Source organism: Pseudoxanthomonas sp. SORGH_AS_0997 (assembly GCF_031453535.1).
Classification (GTDB): domain Bacteria; phylum Pseudomonadota; class Gammaproteobacteria; order Xanthomonadales; family Xanthomonadaceae; genus Pseudoxanthomonas_A; species Pseudoxanthomonas_A winnipegensis.
On the sequence record NZ_JAVIZI010000001.1, the window covers coordinates 680,877 to 696,323 of the forward strand.

Here is a 15,447-nt window from a genome sequence, read left to right on the forward strand (position 1 = left end):
CGCCGGGACTTTCCCCTCGATCTGATCGAAACGCAGCGGAGCAAGCTCCGCTCTACCTCCGCTGAGGCTTCCCCGAAGATCCGATCGAAAACGCATCGGAGCTTGCTCCGCCGGGGCTTTCACCTGGATCTGATCGAAACGCAGCGGAGCAAGCTCCGCTCTACAAGTAGCGACGATGTGATCGGAAGGGACAGCGGCTCTCGCCAAGCCGATCCCTCGTGTTTTTCCCACGACGTCGGCTCCCACCGGAGCGGTCCTCAACAGCGATTCGCGCTCGCTACAGCAGCGCCTTCAACCGGTACAGCGCCTCCAGCGCCTGCTTGGGGCTGAGTTCGTCCGGATCGAGCGCGGCCAGGGCTTCCTGCGCGGCCGAGGGCGCGGCGGCGAACAGGCCGAACTGCTGCGGCGCGTCCAGCGCCTGCGGCGCCATCTTCGAGGCGTGGGTGTCGCTGCCGCGCCGTTCCAGTTCGGCCAGGCGGCGGCGCGCCTGGTTCAACGTGCTGCGCGGCAGGCCGGCCAGCGCGGCGACCTGCAGGCCGAAGCTGCGGTTGGCCGCGCCGTCCTTGACCGCATGCATGAACACCAGCGATTCGCCGTGCTCGATCGCATCCAGATGCACGTTGGCGATGCCGCTGGGCCCGCCTTCCACGCTCTCGTCGGCCAGCGCGGTCAGCTCGAAGTAGTGCGTGGCGAACAGCGTGTAGCAGCGGTTGACCGCGGCCAGATGGCGCGCGACCGCATCGGCCAGCGCCAGGCCGTCGTAGGTCGAGGTGCCGCGGCCGATCTCGTCCATCAGCACCAGTGAGTGGCGCGTGGCGTGGTGCAGGATGTAGCTGGTCTCGGCCATTTCCACCATGAAGGTCGACTGGCCGCGGGCCAGATCGTCGCCGGCGCCGATGCGGGTGAGGATGCGGTCGATCGGCCCGATCTGCGCGCGACTGGCCGGCACGAAGCTGCCGATATGCGCCAACAGCACGATCAGCGCGTTCTGGCGCATATAGGTGCTCTTGCCGCCCATGTTCGGGCCGGTGATCACCAGCATCCGCCGCGCCGCGGCGGTGTCGCTGCCGTCCAGGCGCAGGTCGTTGGGCTCGAACGGCTCGTTGCGCACGGCCTCGACCACCGGATGGCGGCCGCGTTCGATCAGCAGGCAGGGTGCCTCGAGCAGTTCGGGTCGGGTCCAGTCCAGCTCCTGAGCGCGCTCGGCGAAGGCGCACAGCACGTCCAGTTCGCTCAGCGCCGCCGCGCAGCGCTTGAGCGGCTCGAGCACTTCGCCCAGCGCATCCAGCAGCTGCTCGTACAGCACCCGCTCGCGGGCCAGCGCACGTTCGCGCGCGGACAGCACCTTGTCCTCGAAGGCCTTGAGTTCCTCGGTGATGTAGCGCTCGGCATTGGTCAGCGTCTGGCGGCGGGTGTAGTGCACCGGCGCCTTGTCGGCCTGGCCCTTGCTGATCTCGATGTAGTAGCCGTGGACGCGGTTGTAGCCGACCTTCAGCGTGGCGATGCCGCTGGAGGCGCGTTCGCGCGCCTCCAGGTCGATCAGGAACTGGTCGGCGTTGGTCGACAGCTGGCGCAGTTCGTCCAGTTCGGCGTCGAAGCCTTCGGCCAGCACGCCGCCATCGGTGAGCTTGAGCGGCGGCTGCTCGGCCACGGCGCTGACCAGCAGATGCGCGGTGGCGTCGTGTTCGCCCATGGCCGCGGCCAGCGCCGCCAGGCGCGGCGAATCCAGCGGCGCGAGCAGTTCGCGCAGGCGCGGCAGCAGCGCCAGGCTGTTGCGCAGCGTGGACAGGTCGCGCGGGCGCGCCGAGCGCAGCGCCACGCGGGTGAGGATGCGTTCGACATCGCCGAAGGCGCGGAAGGCCTCGCGCAGCGCCTGGCCGACGCTGGTCGTGGGGTCGTTCGCGGTGCCGCGCTCGATCAGGGTCTCCACGGCGTGGTGGCGCTGGTTCAGCACGTCGTGCGCGCGCAGCGGGCGATGCAGCCAGCGGCGCAGCAGGCGCCCGCCCATCGGCGTGACCGTGCTGTCCAGGATGCCCAGCAGCGTGTGGCGCACATCGCCGTCCACGCGCGTGTCCAGCTCAAGGTGGCGGCGCGTGGCGGCGTTCATGGCGATCGCCTCGGCCGAGGGCTCCAGCGCGATGGCGCTCAGATGCGGCAGCTGCGACTTCTGCGTCTCCTCGACATAGCCCAGCAGCGCGCCGGCGGCGGCGATGGCCTGCGGCCGGTCCTGGATGCCGAAGCCGGTCAGGTCGTGCAGCTTGAAGAACTGCAGCAGCTGGCGCCGGCCGCTGTCGGCATCGAACAGCCACGGCGCGCGCCGGCGCACGCCGCTGCGCCCGGCCAGGAACGCCGGCCAGCCTTCCTCGTCGGGAACCAGCAGTTCGGCCGGCTCCAGGCGTGCCAGCTCGGCCTCCAGCGCGTCGTCGGATTCGACCTCGTTGACCAGGAAGCGCCCGCCGGCCAGATCCGCCCACGCCAGCCCGTAGCCGGCCTTGCCGCGCGCGAGCGCCATCAGCAGCGTGTCGCGGCGCTCGTTGAGCAGCGCCTCGTCGGTGACCGTGCCCGGGGTGACGATGCGCACCACCTTGCGTTCGACCAGGCCCTTGGCCAGGGCCGGGTCGCCGATCTGCTCGCAGATCGCCACCGACTCGCCCAGCGCCACCAGCCGCGCCAGATACCCCTCGTAGGCATGCACCGGCACGCCGGCCATCGGGATCGGCGCGCCGCCCGAGCTGCCGCGCTGGGTCAGGGTGATGTCCAGCAACCGCGCGGCCTTGCGCGCGTCGTCGTAGAACAGCTCGTAGAAGTCGCCCATGCGAAAGAACAGCAGCAGGTCCGGATACTCGGACTTGGCCGCGAAGAACTGCTTCATCAGGGGCGTGTGCTCGACGGCGCCCTTGCTGTTGCTCGGTTTGGCTGCTGAATCGGTGGACTGCAACATCGGGTTCTCGGTGGGGGAGCGGTCAGGCTGGGCGCGAGGCGAGGCGGCGGCTGGGGGCTGGGGCGCCCTTGGCATCAGGCGATGCGCCTGTCGCGGCGCCCGGCGTCGGCGGACACGCCGGGCGCCAAGTTTAGAACGGCTGACCGCACCCGTCCTTCCCCGAGGGGCAGGAACCGGGTGTCTGTGGGGGCTGATGTCGGCGCAGCGCTGCGTCTGGATTTGCGCAACGGCTTCTTATGGAGTCGCTGCGTGGAGGACGAGCCGCAGGCGTGTCCGCATCAGCCGGCACCCGCTGACGCCGGCGACGCGCCTGTTCGGGGGATGCAGCCCATTCCGGCCAGCGTCGCCTCCACCGCCTCTTCCAGTGGCGTGTGCGGCTCCTCGCCCAGGACGGCCGCGAGGTGTCGGCCGTCCAGACGCACCGGCGCGTTCCAGAGGTACCGCATTTCCCGCAGCTCGCGCAGGGTCGGGACGAACGGCGCCAGCACCCAGGTCAGCCACCAGGGGAAGGCCGCCACGGCCGGGTCCTGTCCGTGCCTGCGGGCCACGGTGCGGATCGCCTGTGCCATGCGGGTTCCATCCGCGTCCCAGTGCCCGGCCATGTGGAAGCGGGCGAACGGCGCCAGGGTCTCGCCGCGACCGAGCAGCGCCACCATCGTCCGCGCCACATCGGGCAAGTAAGCCCATTGGTGCCCGACGCCTGGCTTTCCGGGCAGCAGGATCTTCTTCACCGGCTGGCCCGGCTTGACCAGACCCTGCGAGAACCAGCTGTTGCCCGCGCGCGGCCCGAAGAAGTCGCCGGCGCGCACCACGATCACGCGCGCCCCCCCGCGTGGTGGCAGCGTGCAGGCGGTCCTCCATCTCCACGCGGATGCCGCCCTTGCGGCTGGTCGGATGCTGCGGGGCGTCCTCGGCGATCAGGGGAAACGCGTCGGGGCCGTAGTTGTAGACCGTGCCTGGCAGGACGATCGTGGCGCGTTCGGCGATGGCGGCGGCGATGGTGTTGTCCACCATCGGCAGCACCCGCTGCGCCCAATGGCGGTAACCCGGCGGATTGACCGCATGGACGATGGCCCGGCAGCCGCGCGCGGCGCTCAGGACATCGTCGCGGTTCATCGCGTCGCCGCGCTGCCAGGTGATGCCATCGCACTGCTCGGTCACCGTGTCCAGGCCGCGCTTGAGGGCCCGGACGCGCCAGCCCGCATCGCGCAGCTGGCGAGCGACTTCGCCGCCGATGCCGCCGCTGGCGCCCAGGACCAGCGCTCGTTTGTTCGAAGAGATATCCATGGAGCTGCTTCCTTCCTGTCGATGGGAGGCAGGCAGCGTCGGCCAGATCCGGATGGCTGTGAATTGCCGATCGCCATCGATCCGCTATACATTTTTGTATGGCCGACAAGATCGGATGGGAGCACTACCGCAGTCTGCTGTCCGTGCTGACGGAAGGTTCGCTGTCCGGCGCCGCGCGTGCCCTGGGCATCACCCAGCCGACCGTCGGCCGGCACATCACCGCCCTGGAAACCGCCTTCGGGCAGACCCTGTTCACCCGCACGCAGGCCGGCCTGGTGCCGACCGATGCCGCCGTCGCGCTGCGGGGGCATGCCGAGGCCATGCGCAACACCGCCGCCGCCCTGGAGCGCGAAGCCCTCAGTCAGGGCGAGGGCATCCGCGGCACCGTGCGCATCTCGGCCAGCGAGGTCATCGGCATCGAAGTGCTGCCGCACGCGCTGGCAGGCCTGCGTCATGAGCACCCGCTGCTGAAGATCGAACTGGTGCCCACCAACCGAGTGCAGGACCTGCTGCAGCGCGAGGCCGATATCGCCATCCGCATGACCCCGCCCCGGCAGCAGGCCCTGGTCGCGCGCCGGGTCGGCAGCATCGAACTGGGGCTGTTCGCCCACGCCGACTATCTCGAACGGCACGGGACGCCGACCACGCTCGCCGGACTGAAGCAGCACGCCCTGATCGGCTTCGATCGCGAGACGCCGTTCCTGCGTGCCGCCACGGCGCGCTTCCCGTTTCTGGACCGCGACGCCTTCGCGCTGTGCAGCGACAGCGATGTGGCGCAGCTGGCCATGATCCGCGCCGGCTGCGGCATCGGCGCCTGCCAGGTGGCGCTCGCAAGGCGCGATGCCAACCTGGTCCGCGTGCTGCCCGACGCGTTCTCGTTTCCGCTCGAGGCTTGGGTCACGATGCACGGCGACCTGCGCGGCAGCCGGCGCTGCAAGGCAGTGTTCGACGCCCTGGTGGCCTGCATGGAGGCGCATGTCGCGCTGTCGCGTCCGGTTTCCGCTTCCGGCGGTGCCGGGCGATGAGCGGCGCGGATCAACGAGTGCGCACCGCAGCCAGCACGACCCGCATCGGCTCGCCCGTTCCGTTTGGCGGCGAGCTGGCACAGTCTTCCACCAGGCGATGAACCACAGGAGCCCCGCATGTCCCACGTCCGCATCCAGTCCACCGGCACCGACTACGCCCACCACATTTCCACCGCGCATCATACGCTGATCGCCGACGAGCCGGCCGCGCTGGGCGGGCAGGATCAGGGCATGGCGCCGTTCGATCTGTATCTGGCCTCGCTGGCCGCCTGCACCGCCATCACGCTGCGCATGTACGCGCAGAAGAAGGGCTGGGACCTGGGCGAATTCAGCGCCGAGCTGTCCTCCGAGCGCGACGCCGACGGCAAGCTGCACGTGCATCGCAAGCTGCACGCCTCGGCGGCGCTGAGCGATGCGCAGTGGGCGCGTCTGCTCGATGTGGTCGCACGTACGCCGGTCACCCTAGTGATGCGCGAGGGCGCCACCATCACCAGCGAGCGCGCTTGAGGTCAACGCCCTGTCTGCTCTCGTGATGCTGAGGGCGAGGGACGCGGATGCATGTTCGCTGCTGCACACATTGTCCGCGTGCCGCTCACGCTTCGCTGAGCGTTCGAGCGTTACGTTCGTCCGCACGGCAAGTCTCGTCGTGCAGCGCAGGTGCTCCGCCATGTCTCCCATCCCCACCACCCGACTCGGCGGCCAGGACGTCCCGGTTCTCGGCCAAGGCACCTGGAACATGGGCGACGATCCGGCGCGGCGCAAGGCGGAGATCGAAGCCCTGCAGCGCGGCATCGACCTGGGCCTGCGCCTGATCGATACGGCCGAGATGTACGGCGAGGGCGCGTCCGAGCGCCTGGTCGGCGAGGCGATCCAGGGCCGGCGTGACGACGTGTTCGTGGTCAGCAAGGCCTACCCACAGAACGCCTCGCGCAGCCGCCTGCCGCAGGCGTGCGAACGCAGCCTGCGCCACCTGGGCACCGATCATATCGATCTGTACCTGCTGCACTGGCGCGGTTCGGTGCCGCTGGCCGAGACCGTCGAGGCGATGCAGGCGCTGCGCCAGGCCGGCAAGATCCGCCACTGGGGCGTGAGCAACCTCGATGTGGACGACATGGAGGAACTCATCGACGCCGGCGGCACGCACTGCGCGACCGACCAGATTCTCTACAACCTCACCCGGCGCGGGCCCGAATACGACCTGCTGCCGTGGCTGGAAGAGCGTCAGATCGCGGCGATGGCCTACAGCCCGATGGAGCAGGGCCGGCTCAAGGGCCACGCGGCGCTGCAGAAGATCGCCCGGCGCCACAGCGCCAGCGACCTCCAGGTCGCGCTGGCCTGGGTGTTGCGCCGCCAGGGCGTCATCGCCATCCCCAAGGCCGCCAGCCGCGCGCATGTGGAGGACAACGCCGGCGCGCTGTCGCTCACGCTCACCGAAGAGGACCTGGCCGACTTGGACCGCGCCTTCCCGCCGCCAAGGGCCAAGCGCGCGCTGGAGATGCTCTGAGGCGGCTGGCCGCGCACCTCGAGTTCGTCGTCGAATTCCGTCGCTGTCAGCGAATCGTTGCGAACGCCTAATCCGCGCGCCGACCGAAGGCCAGCCAAGCCAGCACCGCGGTCAGCAGCACCAGTCCGGTCACCACCACGGCGAAGCCGTGCGCCGAGCTGGCCAGCGGCATGCCGCCCACGTTCATGCCGAACAGGCCGGCGATCAGATTCACCGGCAGCGCCAGCACGGTGACCACGGTCAGGATGAACAGCGTGCGGCTGCTCTGCTCGTTGACCAGCGCGGCCAGCTCTTCCTGGATCAGCTTGACCCGCTCGACCAGCGAGGCCGAATCGCCCACGGCGGTGGAGAACTCCTCGGCGGCCTGCTGCAGGTCGATCACGTCCTCGCGGCTGATCCAGGCTGGCGGCCGGTTCAACAGCCGGAACAGCGCGGTCGGCTCGGGCGCCAGCAGGCGCTGCAGCCGCACCAGCGAGCGGCGCAGCGCGCCCAGCTCCTTGCGGTCGGTGGCCACGCGGTTGTCCAGCAGCCGGTCCTCGATCTGGTCCACGCGCGCGGTCGACTTGCGCACGATGTCGCCCAGCACGCTGGCCTGGTCGCGCAGCAGATGCGCCAGCAGGTCCACCGGCGAGCGGAAGTCCTGGCCGTTGCGCACCGCCGTGCGCAGCTGCTCGACCGAACGCAGCGGCCGCAGCCGCGCGCTGACCACCAGCCGCGGTGCGATGCTTAGCGTGGTGGTGCCGACCTCCGACGCGTCGAAGGTGGAGTCGAACAGCACGTCGTGGATCACCGCCACCAGCGCGCCCTCGTCCAGCTCCAGCCGGGTCGAGCCCACGCCGCTGCCGAGCGAGTCGTGGAAGGCTTCCGGCAGGGTCAGGCGGTTGGCCAGGAAGCGCCGCGAGGCCTGGTTGGCTAGCGAGAAGTGCAGCCACAGGAACTCACCGCGCGCGCGGGCCTGCGGATCGGCCAGGAAGGCATCGACGGCCTCGCTGCCGAACGCCTCGGCCGGCTGGCCGGGCACGAACCGGTAGCCCCAGATCAAGCCGTCTTCGTTGGAACCGTAGTGCTCGAGTTGAGGCATGCGCGCGGGCGAGGGGAGCGGAAGGCGCAAGCGTAGCCTAGCCACCCGCCCCGCATGCGACACCACCGACAAGCGCCGCCTGTAGAGCGGAGCTCGCTCCGCTGGCGCTCTCCCACGATCCGGCCGAAGGGCAGCGGAGTCCCCAAGATGGGATTGCCACAAGCTCCGCTCTACAGGGCGGCCGCGACGTGGTGTGAAGAGACCGCGGCCCCCAATGCGGGGATCAGCCCAGCAGTTCGAACGTCCCGTGCAGCCCGTTCACCTCGGCCGACGGCGCCACCCAGACATCGAAGAGGCCCGGCTCGACCGTGGGCTTGAGGTCCTGGCCGATGAACAGCAGGTCGGCGCGGCGCAGGGTGAACTCGACCTGCGCGCTGGCGCCGGGCTCCAGGCGGATTTTGCGGAAGTCCTTCAGCTCCTGCACCGGCCGGGTGATGCTGGCCACGCGGTCGTGCACGTACAACTGCACCACTTCCTCGGCCGCGCGGCTGCCGCGGTTGCTGATCGTGGCGCGCACGGTCAGCGCGCCGTCGGCGGGCAGCCGGCCGTTGCCGATATCCAGCCCGCCGTATTCGATCCGCCCGTAGGTCAGCCCATGGCCGAACGGGAACAGCGCCGAGTTGGGCGCGGTCATGTAGCGCGTCTTGAACGGGCTGAGCTTCTCCGGCTCCGGATCGGGCCGGCCGGTGGTCTTGTGGTCGTAGTAGTACGGCACCTGGCCGGACTCGCGCGGGAAGCTGACCGGCAGGCGCGCCGACGGCCCGTGCGCGCCGAACAGCACATCGCACAGCCCCAGGCCCGAACGCGAGCCAAGATACCAGCCCACCAGCACCGCCTGCGCCTTGGGCGCCAGCTTGCCCAGCGCCAGCGCGCGGCCGTTGCCCAGCACCACCACCACCGGCTTGCCGGTGGCCGCGACCGCGTCGAGCAGGTCCTGCTGCACCTGGGGCACGGTGATCGAGGTGCGCGAACGCGCCTCGCCCGAATCGTCGCGCGATTCGCCGATGGCCATCACCACCACGTCGGCCGCGCGCGCGGCGGCCACCGCCTCCTGCACGCCGCCGGCCAGCGGCTTCTGGTAGCCGCAGCCGGCCACCACCTGCAGCAGCGAAGGATCGGCCAGCGTCTGCTTCATGCCGGTGGCCAGGTCGCTGCCCGTATCGTCGCCCTCGAACAGCGTCCACGGGCCCTTGGTGCTGTCCCAGTCCTGCGCCAGCGGGCCGATCAGGGCGATGCGCTGGCCGCTGGTGCGCAGCGGCAGCACGTCGTCCTCGTTCTTCAGCAGCACCACCGACTTGCGCGCGGCCTCGCGCGCCAGCTCCAGCGTCTCGGGCAGGCGCTGGCGCGAGGGCGCCGATGGCTTGATCCGGCGGAAGGGATCGTCGAACAGACCCAGCTGCGCCTTGAGCTGCAGCACGCGCCGCACCGAACGGTCGACCACCGCCAGCGGCACCTCGCCGCTTTCCACCAGCGAGGGCAGGTGCTTGAGGTAGAGCGCGCTCTGCATGCTCATGTCCACGCCGGCCAGGATCGCCAGCCGCGCCGCATCGCGCCCGTCGCGGGCGAAGCCGTGGGCGATCAGTTCCTCATCGCCGGTGTAGTCGGAGACGACCACGCCGGTGAAGTCCCATTCCCCGCGCAGCACATCGTCCAGCAGCCAGTGGTTGGCCGTGGCCGGGATGCCGGAGATCTCGTTGAACGAGGCCATCGTGGTCATCGCCCCGGCGTCGAAGCCGGCCTGGAACGGCGGGAAATAGGTCTGCCGCAGCACGCGTTCGGACACGTCGGTGGTGTTGTAGTCCAGGCCGCCCTCGGCCGCGCCGTAGACGCAGAAATGCTTGGGGCAGGCGACCACGGCCTCGGGGTCGGCCAGGCCGCGCTCGCCCTGGAAGCCATGCACGCGCGCGGCCGCCATGCGCCGGCCCAGCAGCACGTCCTCGCCGCTGCCTTCCACGCCGCGGCCCCAGCGCGCGTCGCGGGCGATGTCCACCATCGGCGCGAAGGTCCAGTCGATGCCGACCGCCGATGCTTCCATCGCCGCCGCGCGCGCGGTGCGTCGGGCCAGCTCCGGCTCGAAGCTCGCCGCCTCGCCCAGCGGCACCGGGAACACCGTGGTGAAGCCATGGATGACATCGGCGGCGAACAGCATCGGGATCTTCAGCCGACTCTGCATGGCGGCCTTCTGCAGGCGCTCGTGCCAGAGCACGTTGGAGCTGTTGAACACGCCGGTCAGCTGGCCGGCCTTGACCGCGGCCACCTGCGCCGACACCGCCGAGGTGTTGCTGATCGGGTTGGCCGCGGCGGCCGCGCCGTTCTGGCTGGCCGAGGCCATCAGGGTCAGCTGGCCGGCCTTCTCGACCAGGCTCATGCGGCCGATCAGGTCGTCGATGAAGGCCGGTGTCTTCGCGCCGTCGCGCGCGCGGCCCAGCGCAAGGCCCATCGGCAGCTGCGAGAGCAGGGTGGCCGCGCCCGCGGCGGTAAGCAGCTGTCGCCGCGTGATTCGGTGTTGGGTCATGCCGCTCCCTCCAGGGCTTAAGCGTGTTCGGGCCACGTAGGTGGCGGGGTCAGGTGGTGAAATGTAATCGTTTACACGGAAAACGCACGCGGCATCGCACGATGCCGCGCCCGATAGGGCCGGGTCCGACGATCTGGGATACTGGAACGGACCTGCCTGACCCTGGACGCCCCATGCCGCCTTCCGATGCCGAACTGACCCAACTGGCCACCGCGGTCGGCCAGCGCCTGCACGAGCAGCGCGACCGCCTGGTCACCGCCGAGAGCTGCACCGGCGGCTGGATCGCCAAGGCCATGACCGACATCGCCGGCTCCTCGGCCTGGTTCGACTGCGGCATGGCCGCCTACAGCTACGAGGCCAAGCAGGCGCTGCTGGGCGTGCGCCCGCAGACCCTGGAGACCTTCGGCGCGGTCAGCCGCGAGACGGTGATCGAGATGGTCTCCGGCGCGCTGGTCAATTCCGGCGCCAGCGTGGCTGTGGCGGTGACCGGCATCGCCGGCCCCGGCGGCGGCAGCGAGGACAAGCCGGTGGGCACGGTGTGGATCGGCTGGAAGCGGCGCGGCGGCTACGCCCGCGCCCAGGTGTTCCACTTCGACGGCGACCGCGACGCGGTGCGCCGCCAGACCGTGGCCGCGGCGTTGAGCGGGCTGGGTCAGGCGCTGTGAACAAGCCGCACGGCGCGCTGTGGGAGACCCTGTCCACCGTGCGCGACCTGGGGCGCATCCAGGAGATCGCCACGGTGCTGGTGCGCTACGGCTTCGGCGACGTGGCCCGGCGCATCGGCATGACCGGCGCGCTGGAGAAGGCCGGCCGCCTGCTGCGCCTGGAGCACGCCGAGGAGTACCTGACCATGTCCACGCCCGAGCGCCTGCGCCGGGCGCTGCAGGAGCTGGGGCCGACCTTCATCAAGCTGGGCCAGATCCTGGCCACGCGCGTGGACCTGCTGGGGCCGGAATTCCTGCGCGAGCTGGGCCAGCTGCAGAACAACGTGCCGGCGCTGGACTTCGAACTGATCCGCGCGCAGGTGCGCGAGGACCTGGGCGCCGAGCCCGAGGCGGTGTTCGCCCGCATCGACACCACCGCGCTGGCCGCCGCCTCGCTGGCCCAGACCCACCGCGCCTGGCTCGCCGATGGCACCGCGGTGATCCTCAAGATCCGCCGGCCCGGCATCCGCGAGACGATCGAGGCCGACCTGCGCCTGCTGGCGCGGCTGGCCGAGATCGTCCAGGCGCGAGCGCCCGAGCTGCGCCGCTACCGCCCGCGCGAGATGGTTCGGCAGTTCACCGCCTCCCTGCGCAACGAGCTGGACTTCGCCGCCGAATGCCACAACGCCGAGCGCATCGCGGCCAACTTCGCCGGCCATCCGGAAATGGTCGTGCCCAAGGTCTACTGGGCCTGGACCAGCGAACGCCTGAACGTGCAGGCCTTCGTCGAGGGCATCCCCGGTGCGGACATCGCCGGGGTGGAGGCCACCGGCCTGGACCGGCGCGGCCTGGCCCAGGCCGGGGCGGACATCGTGATGAAGATGGTGCTGGAGGACGGCCTGTTCCACGCCGACCCGCACCCGGGCAACCTGTTCTACCTGCCCGACGGGCGCATCGCGGTGATCGACTTCGGCATGGTCGGTCACGTCAGCGCCCCGCGCCGGGCGCAGATCGCGCGGCTGCTCTACGGCATGGTGGCCCAGCAGCCGCAGGACGTGGCCGACATCCTGATCGACTGGGCCGGCGATGCCGAGGTGGACGAGGAACGCCTGCAGGCCGACATCGACGAGATGATCGACCAGTACCGCGGCCTGCCGCTCAAGGACCTGCGCATGGGCCGGATGCTGCTAGGCATCTCGGCGCTGCTGCGCGAACACGGCCTGGTGCTGCCGGGCGACCTGGCGCTGATGGTCAAGGCCTTCCTGACCCTGGAGGGCCTGGGCCGCCTGCTGGACCCGGAGTTCGACATGGCCGGCCAGGCGCGGCCGTTCCTGGAGCGGGCGATGCTGCGGCGCTATGCGCCACGCCGACTCGCCCGCCGCGGCCAGCGCGCCCTGGCCGGATCGCTGGACCTGCTCGAGGACCTGCCGCGCGAGCTGCGCCGGCTGCTGCGCCGCTACGGCCGCGGCAACATCCAGCTGGAGGTCACCAGCCTGCGCCCGTTCGGCAACCAGTTCGCCCATGCGGTCAACCGGCTGACCATGGGCATCATCACCGCCGCGCTGATCGTGGGCTCTTCGATCGTGATCGACAGCGGCGGCGTGCCCAGCCGCTTCCGCACCGCCCTGGGGCTGGCCGGCTTCATCGGCGCCGGCCTGTGCGGCGTGGTGTTGCTGGTGTGGACGGTGCGCAGCGGACGGCGCTGAAAGCGCGCCGAATCAAGCCCTGCACGAGGCAGGCAGAGTTCGACAAGGCGCGGGTGCCGGCGTGGCCTGGTTTGAGCGGGGCAGTAGCGATGGCGCAGGGGCCCACTGTCGGGTATGCGCCTGGCTCGTCTGCGCCACGCCGCCATCATCGGAGCGACCGCGCGCTTGCAAGGGTGATTTGTTAGTAGTATTACTACTAACCATGGAGCTCACCGACACCCAGCAGACCATCCTGGCCCTGATCGCCGAGCGGCTCGAGGCCGATGGCATGCCGCCCTCGCAGACCGAGATCGCCCGCGCGCTGGGCTTCAAGGGCGTGCGCGCCGCGCAATACCACCTGGAGGCCCTGGAGGCCGCCGGCGCCATCGAGCGTATCCCCGGCCGGGCGCGCGGCATCCGCCTGCTGCATGCGCCGCAGCCGGCCCAGGCCGCGATGCAGTTCGCGCCGGCCAACGACGACGCCTCCGCCTTGCGCTTGCCGGTGCTGGGCCGGGTCGCGGCCGGCGCGCCCATCGGCGCCGACGCCGACCACCACGACTACGTGGTGTTGGACCGGGTGTTCTTCTCGCCCTCGCCGGACTACCTGCTCAAGGTCAAGGGCGATTCGATGCGCGATGAGGGCATCTTCGACGGCGACCTGATCGGTGTGCACCGCACCGGCGAGGCGCGCAGCGGCCAGATCGTGGTGGCGCGCATCGATGAGGAGATCACCGTCAAGCTGCTGAAGATCGGCCGCGACTCGATCCGCCTGCTGCCGCGCAACCCGGACTACTCGCCCATCGACGTGCGCCCGGACCAGGACTTCGCCATCGAAGGCCTGTATTGCGGCCTGGTGCGGCCGAACCGGTGATGTCCCACGTTTCGGTCCGGACTTTTCCGACCCGCGACGGCGGCATCGCCCGCTGCCGCCGGCCAGGCGCACGGCGCATCGTTGCAGCACGGCTCGCTGATGTCTCAGTCCGTGCGATCCACCTGCTCTAGATTGCTCCCATCACCTCACCACACCTTCCAAGGACACTGACAATGGACGAGAACAAGAAGCGCGCCCTGGCCGCGGCCCTGACCCAGATCGAGCGCCAGTTCGGCAAGGGCTCGGTGATGCGCATGGGCGACCGCGTCATCGAGGCCACCGAGGTGATCCCGACCGGGTCGCTGATGCTGGACATCGCGCTGGGCATCGGCGGCCTGCCCAAGGGCCGCGTGGTCGAGATCTACGGGCCCGAGTCCTCCGGCAAGACCACCCTGACCCTGCAGGCCATCGCCGAGTGCCAGAAGCAGGGCGGCACGGCCGCCTTCATCGACGCCGAGCACGCGCTGGACCCGATCTATGCCGGCAAGCTGGGCGTCAACGTCGACGACCTGCTGCTGTCCCAGCCCGACACCGGCGAGCAGGCGCTGGAAATCGCCGACATGCTGGTGCGCTCGAATTCGGTGGACATCGTGGTCATCGACTCGGTCGCCGCCCTGACGCCCAAGGCCGAAATCGAAGGCGAGATGGGCGACCAGCTGCCGGGCCTGCAGGCCCGCCTGATGAGCCAGGCGCTGCGCAAGCTGACCGGCAACATCAAGCGCTCCAACACCCTGGTGATCTTCATCAACCAGCTGCGCATGAAGATCGGCGTGATGATGCCCGGCCAGAGCCCGGAAACCACCACCGGCGGTAACGCCCTGAAGTTCTACGCCTCGGTGCGCCTGGACATCCGCCGCATCGGCGCGATCAAGAAGGGCGACGAGATCATCGGCAACCAGACACGCATCAAGGTCGTCAAGAACAAGATGGCCCCGCCGTTCAAGCAGGTCGTCACCGAGATCCTGTACGGCGAGGGCATCAGCCGCGAGGGCGAGCTGATCGACATGGGCGTGGAGGCCAAGATCGTGGACAAGGCCGGCGCCTGGTACAGCTACGGCTCCGAGCGCATCGGCCAGGGCAAGGACAACTCGCGTACCTACCTGCGCGAGAACCCCGAGGTGGCCGCCAAGCTGGAAGCCGAGCTGCGCGAGAAGTTCCAGCCGGCCGAGGTGGCCGGTCGTGAGAACGACGAAGGCGATGACGCCTGATTGCATCCGTTCCTCGCAGGTCGGCGCTGCTGTCAGTGGCGGCGCCGGCCTGCGCGGGGCGACCTTCCAAGATGGAGCACGACGGCGGCGCCCTCGCGGGCGGCGCCGTTCTGCGTTCGGGATGGGAGGGATCGACCCCGACGCCGGCGTCCGGGTGTTCAGCAATGGATGAGCACGACGCGCCCGATGTGTCCGACGTGGCCGCGGCGGAGCAGGGCACCAGGCCGCGCCGCCGGCGGCCCGAGCCCACGCCGGTCCAGCGCGCCCTGTCGCTGCTGGTCCGCCGCGAGCATTCGCGCAAGGAGCTGACCCGCAAGCTGACCGCGCGCGGCGTCCAGGCCGAGGAGGCCAGGGCTGCCGTCGAGCGCCTGGCGGGGGAGGGCTGGCAGGACGACGCCCGGTTCGCCGAGTCCCTGGTCCGCAGCCGGGTGGCCGCCGGCTACGGCCCACGCTACATCCAGGTCGAGCTGGAAACCCATGGCCTGGACGCGGCCCAGGTAGACAAGGCCCTGGCCAGCTTCGAGGGCGACTGGCGCGAGCTGGCCCGCGACCTGGTCGCCCGGCGTTTCGGCCCCGAGCGGCTGGAAGACCTGTCCGCCCAGCGCAAGGCGGCCGACCTGCTGCTGCGGCGCGGCTTCGACGGCGAGGCGGTGCGTGCGGTTCTGCGCGGGCTGCCGGAGGACTGA

Annotated in this window: 11 protein-coding genes and 1 pseudogene; 8 read left to right on the top strand and 4 right to left on the bottom strand. The window is 70.4% G+C overall.

From position 1 onward, the window contains the following. Positions 1 to 277: 277 nt before the first annotated feature. The gene (gene mutS / locus QE438_RS03190) at positions 278 to 2,941 is read right to left on the bottom strand and encodes a DNA mismatch repair protein MutS (RefSeq protein WP_306992598.1); all 2,664 of its coding nucleotides are present in this window, start codon (positions 2,939 to 2,941) and stop codon (positions 278 to 280) included. A gap of 278 nt (positions 2,942 to 3,219) precedes the next feature. Next, positions 3,220 to 4,222: pseudogene (locus tag QE438_RS03195) on the bottom strand (NAD-dependent epimerase/dehydratase family protein). Between the two features lie 104 nt (positions 4,223 to 4,326). On the opposite strand from QE438_RS03195, the gene QE438_RS03200 reads away from it, so the two are divergent. The 3 genes from QE438_RS03200 to QE438_RS03210 all read left to right on the top strand — a co-directional run bounded on the left by QE438_RS03200 (position 4,327) and on the right by QE438_RS03210 (position 6,757). Further along, on the top strand, positions 4,327 to 5,253 hold the full coding sequence (locus QE438_RS03200) for a LysR family transcriptional regulator (RefSeq protein ID WP_306992596.1): 927 nt from the start codon (positions 4,327 to 4,329) through the stop codon (positions 5,251 to 5,253). Between the two features lie 117 nt (positions 5,254 to 5,370). Then, entirely contained in the window at positions 5,371 to 5,760 is a 390-nt protein-coding gene (locus tag QE438_RS03205; RefSeq protein WP_306992593.1) for an OsmC family protein, read from the top strand. Positions 5,761 to 5,920: 160 nt separating this feature from the next. Further along, a complete protein-coding gene (locus tag QE438_RS03210) occupies positions 5,921 to 6,757 on the top strand; it encodes an aldo/keto reductase (RefSeq protein ID WP_306992591.1) in 837 nt (278 codons plus the stop codon). A gap of 67 nt (positions 6,758 to 6,824) precedes the next feature. Here the strand turns inward: QE438_RS03210 and QE438_RS03215 are convergent, their stop codons facing one another. Both QE438_RS03215 and QE438_RS03220 read right to left on the bottom strand, forming a co-directional pair. Beyond that, positions 6,825 to 7,838 (bottom strand): transporter, encoded by a 1,014-nt coding sequence (locus tag QE438_RS03215; RefSeq protein WP_130522169.1) that lies wholly within the window; start codon positions 7,836 to 7,838, stop codon positions 6,825 to 6,827. A 223-nt stretch (positions 7,839 to 8,061) separates the two neighbouring features. Further along, positions 8,062 to 10,353, bottom strand: a complete 2,292-nt coding sequence (locus QE438_RS03220) for a glycoside hydrolase family 3 N-terminal domain-containing protein (protein ID WP_306992589.1) — start codon at positions 10,351 to 10,353, stop codon at positions 8,062 to 8,064. A 173-nt stretch (positions 10,354 to 10,526) separates the two neighbouring features. On the opposite strand from QE438_RS03220, the gene QE438_RS03225 reads away from it, so the two are divergent. The 5 genes from QE438_RS03225 (at position 10,527) to recX (ending at position 15,447) form a co-directional block, all read left to right on the top strand. Next, on the top strand, positions 10,527 to 11,018 hold the full coding sequence (locus tag QE438_RS03225) for a nicotinamide-nucleotide amidohydrolase family protein (RefSeq protein WP_306992587.1): 492 nt from the start codon (positions 10,527 to 10,529) through the stop codon (positions 11,016 to 11,018). A gap of 17 nt (positions 11,019 to 11,035) precedes the next feature. Beyond that, positions 11,036 to 12,703 (top strand): AarF/UbiB family protein, encoded by a 1,668-nt coding sequence (locus QE438_RS03230; protein WP_306996156.1) that lies wholly within the window; start codon positions 11,036 to 11,038, stop codon positions 12,701 to 12,703. A gap of 202 nt (positions 12,704 to 12,905) precedes the next feature. Then, positions 12,906 to 13,553, top strand: coding sequence for a transcriptional repressor LexA (lexA, locus tag QE438_RS03235; RefSeq protein ID WP_130522173.1), 648 nt, complete (start codon positions 12,906 to 12,908; stop codon positions 13,551 to 13,553). Positions 13,554 to 13,726: 173 nt separating this feature from the next. After that, positions 13,727 to 14,761 carry a recombinase RecA gene (recA, locus tag QE438_RS03240; protein WP_130518973.1) on the top strand — a complete coding sequence of 345 codons (1,035 nt, stop codon included), beginning with the start codon at positions 13,727 to 13,729 and terminating at the stop codon, positions 14,759 to 14,761. 164 nt (positions 14,762 to 14,925) lie between these two features. Beyond that, the gene (gene recX / locus QE438_RS03245) at positions 14,926 to 15,447 is read left to right on the top strand and encodes a recombination regulator RecX (protein WP_306992584.1); all 522 of its coding nucleotides are present in this window, start codon (positions 14,926 to 14,928) and stop codon (positions 15,445 to 15,447) included.

What these genes read in the sequence shown, in the direction of transcription:
- QE438_RS03205 (WP_306992593.1), top strand. Translation starts at nt 5,371, where the DNA reads ATGTCCCACGTCCGCATCCAGTCCACCGGCACCGACTACGCCCACCAC.
- recX (WP_306992584.1), top strand. Translation starts at nt 14,926, where the DNA reads ATGGATGAGCACGACGCGCCCGATGTGTCCGACGTGGCCGCGGCGGAG.
- lexA (WP_130522173.1), top strand. Translation starts at nt 12,906, where the DNA reads ATGGAGCTCACCGACACCCAGCAGACCATCCTGGCCCTGATCGCCGAG.
- QE438_RS03225 (WP_306992587.1), top strand. Translation starts at nt 10,527, where the DNA reads ATGCCGCCTTCCGATGCCGAACTGACCCAACTGGCCACCGCGGTCGGC.
- QE438_RS03210 (WP_306992591.1), top strand. Translation starts at nt 5,921, where the DNA reads ATGTCTCCCATCCCCACCACCCGACTCGGCGGCCAGGACGTCCCGGTT.
- QE438_RS03215 (WP_130522169.1), bottom strand. Translation starts at nt 7,838, where the DNA reads ATGCCTCAACTCGAGCACTACGGTTCCAACGAAGACGGCTTGATCTGG.
- recA (WP_130518973.1), top strand. Translation starts at nt 13,727, where the DNA reads ATGGACGAGAACAAGAAGCGCGCCCTGGCCGCGGCCCTGACCCAGATC.
- QE438_RS03220 (WP_306992589.1), bottom strand. Translation starts at nt 10,353, where the DNA reads ATGACCCAACACCGAATCACGCGGCGACAGCTGCTTACCGCCGCGGGC.
- QE438_RS03200 (WP_306992596.1), top strand. Translation starts at nt 4,327, where the DNA reads ATGGCCGACAAGATCGGATGGGAGCACTACCGCAGTCTGCTGTCCGTG.
- mutS (WP_306992598.1), bottom strand. Translation starts at nt 2,941, where the DNA reads ATGTTGCAGTCCACCGATTCAGCAGCCAAACCGAGCAACAGCAAGGGC.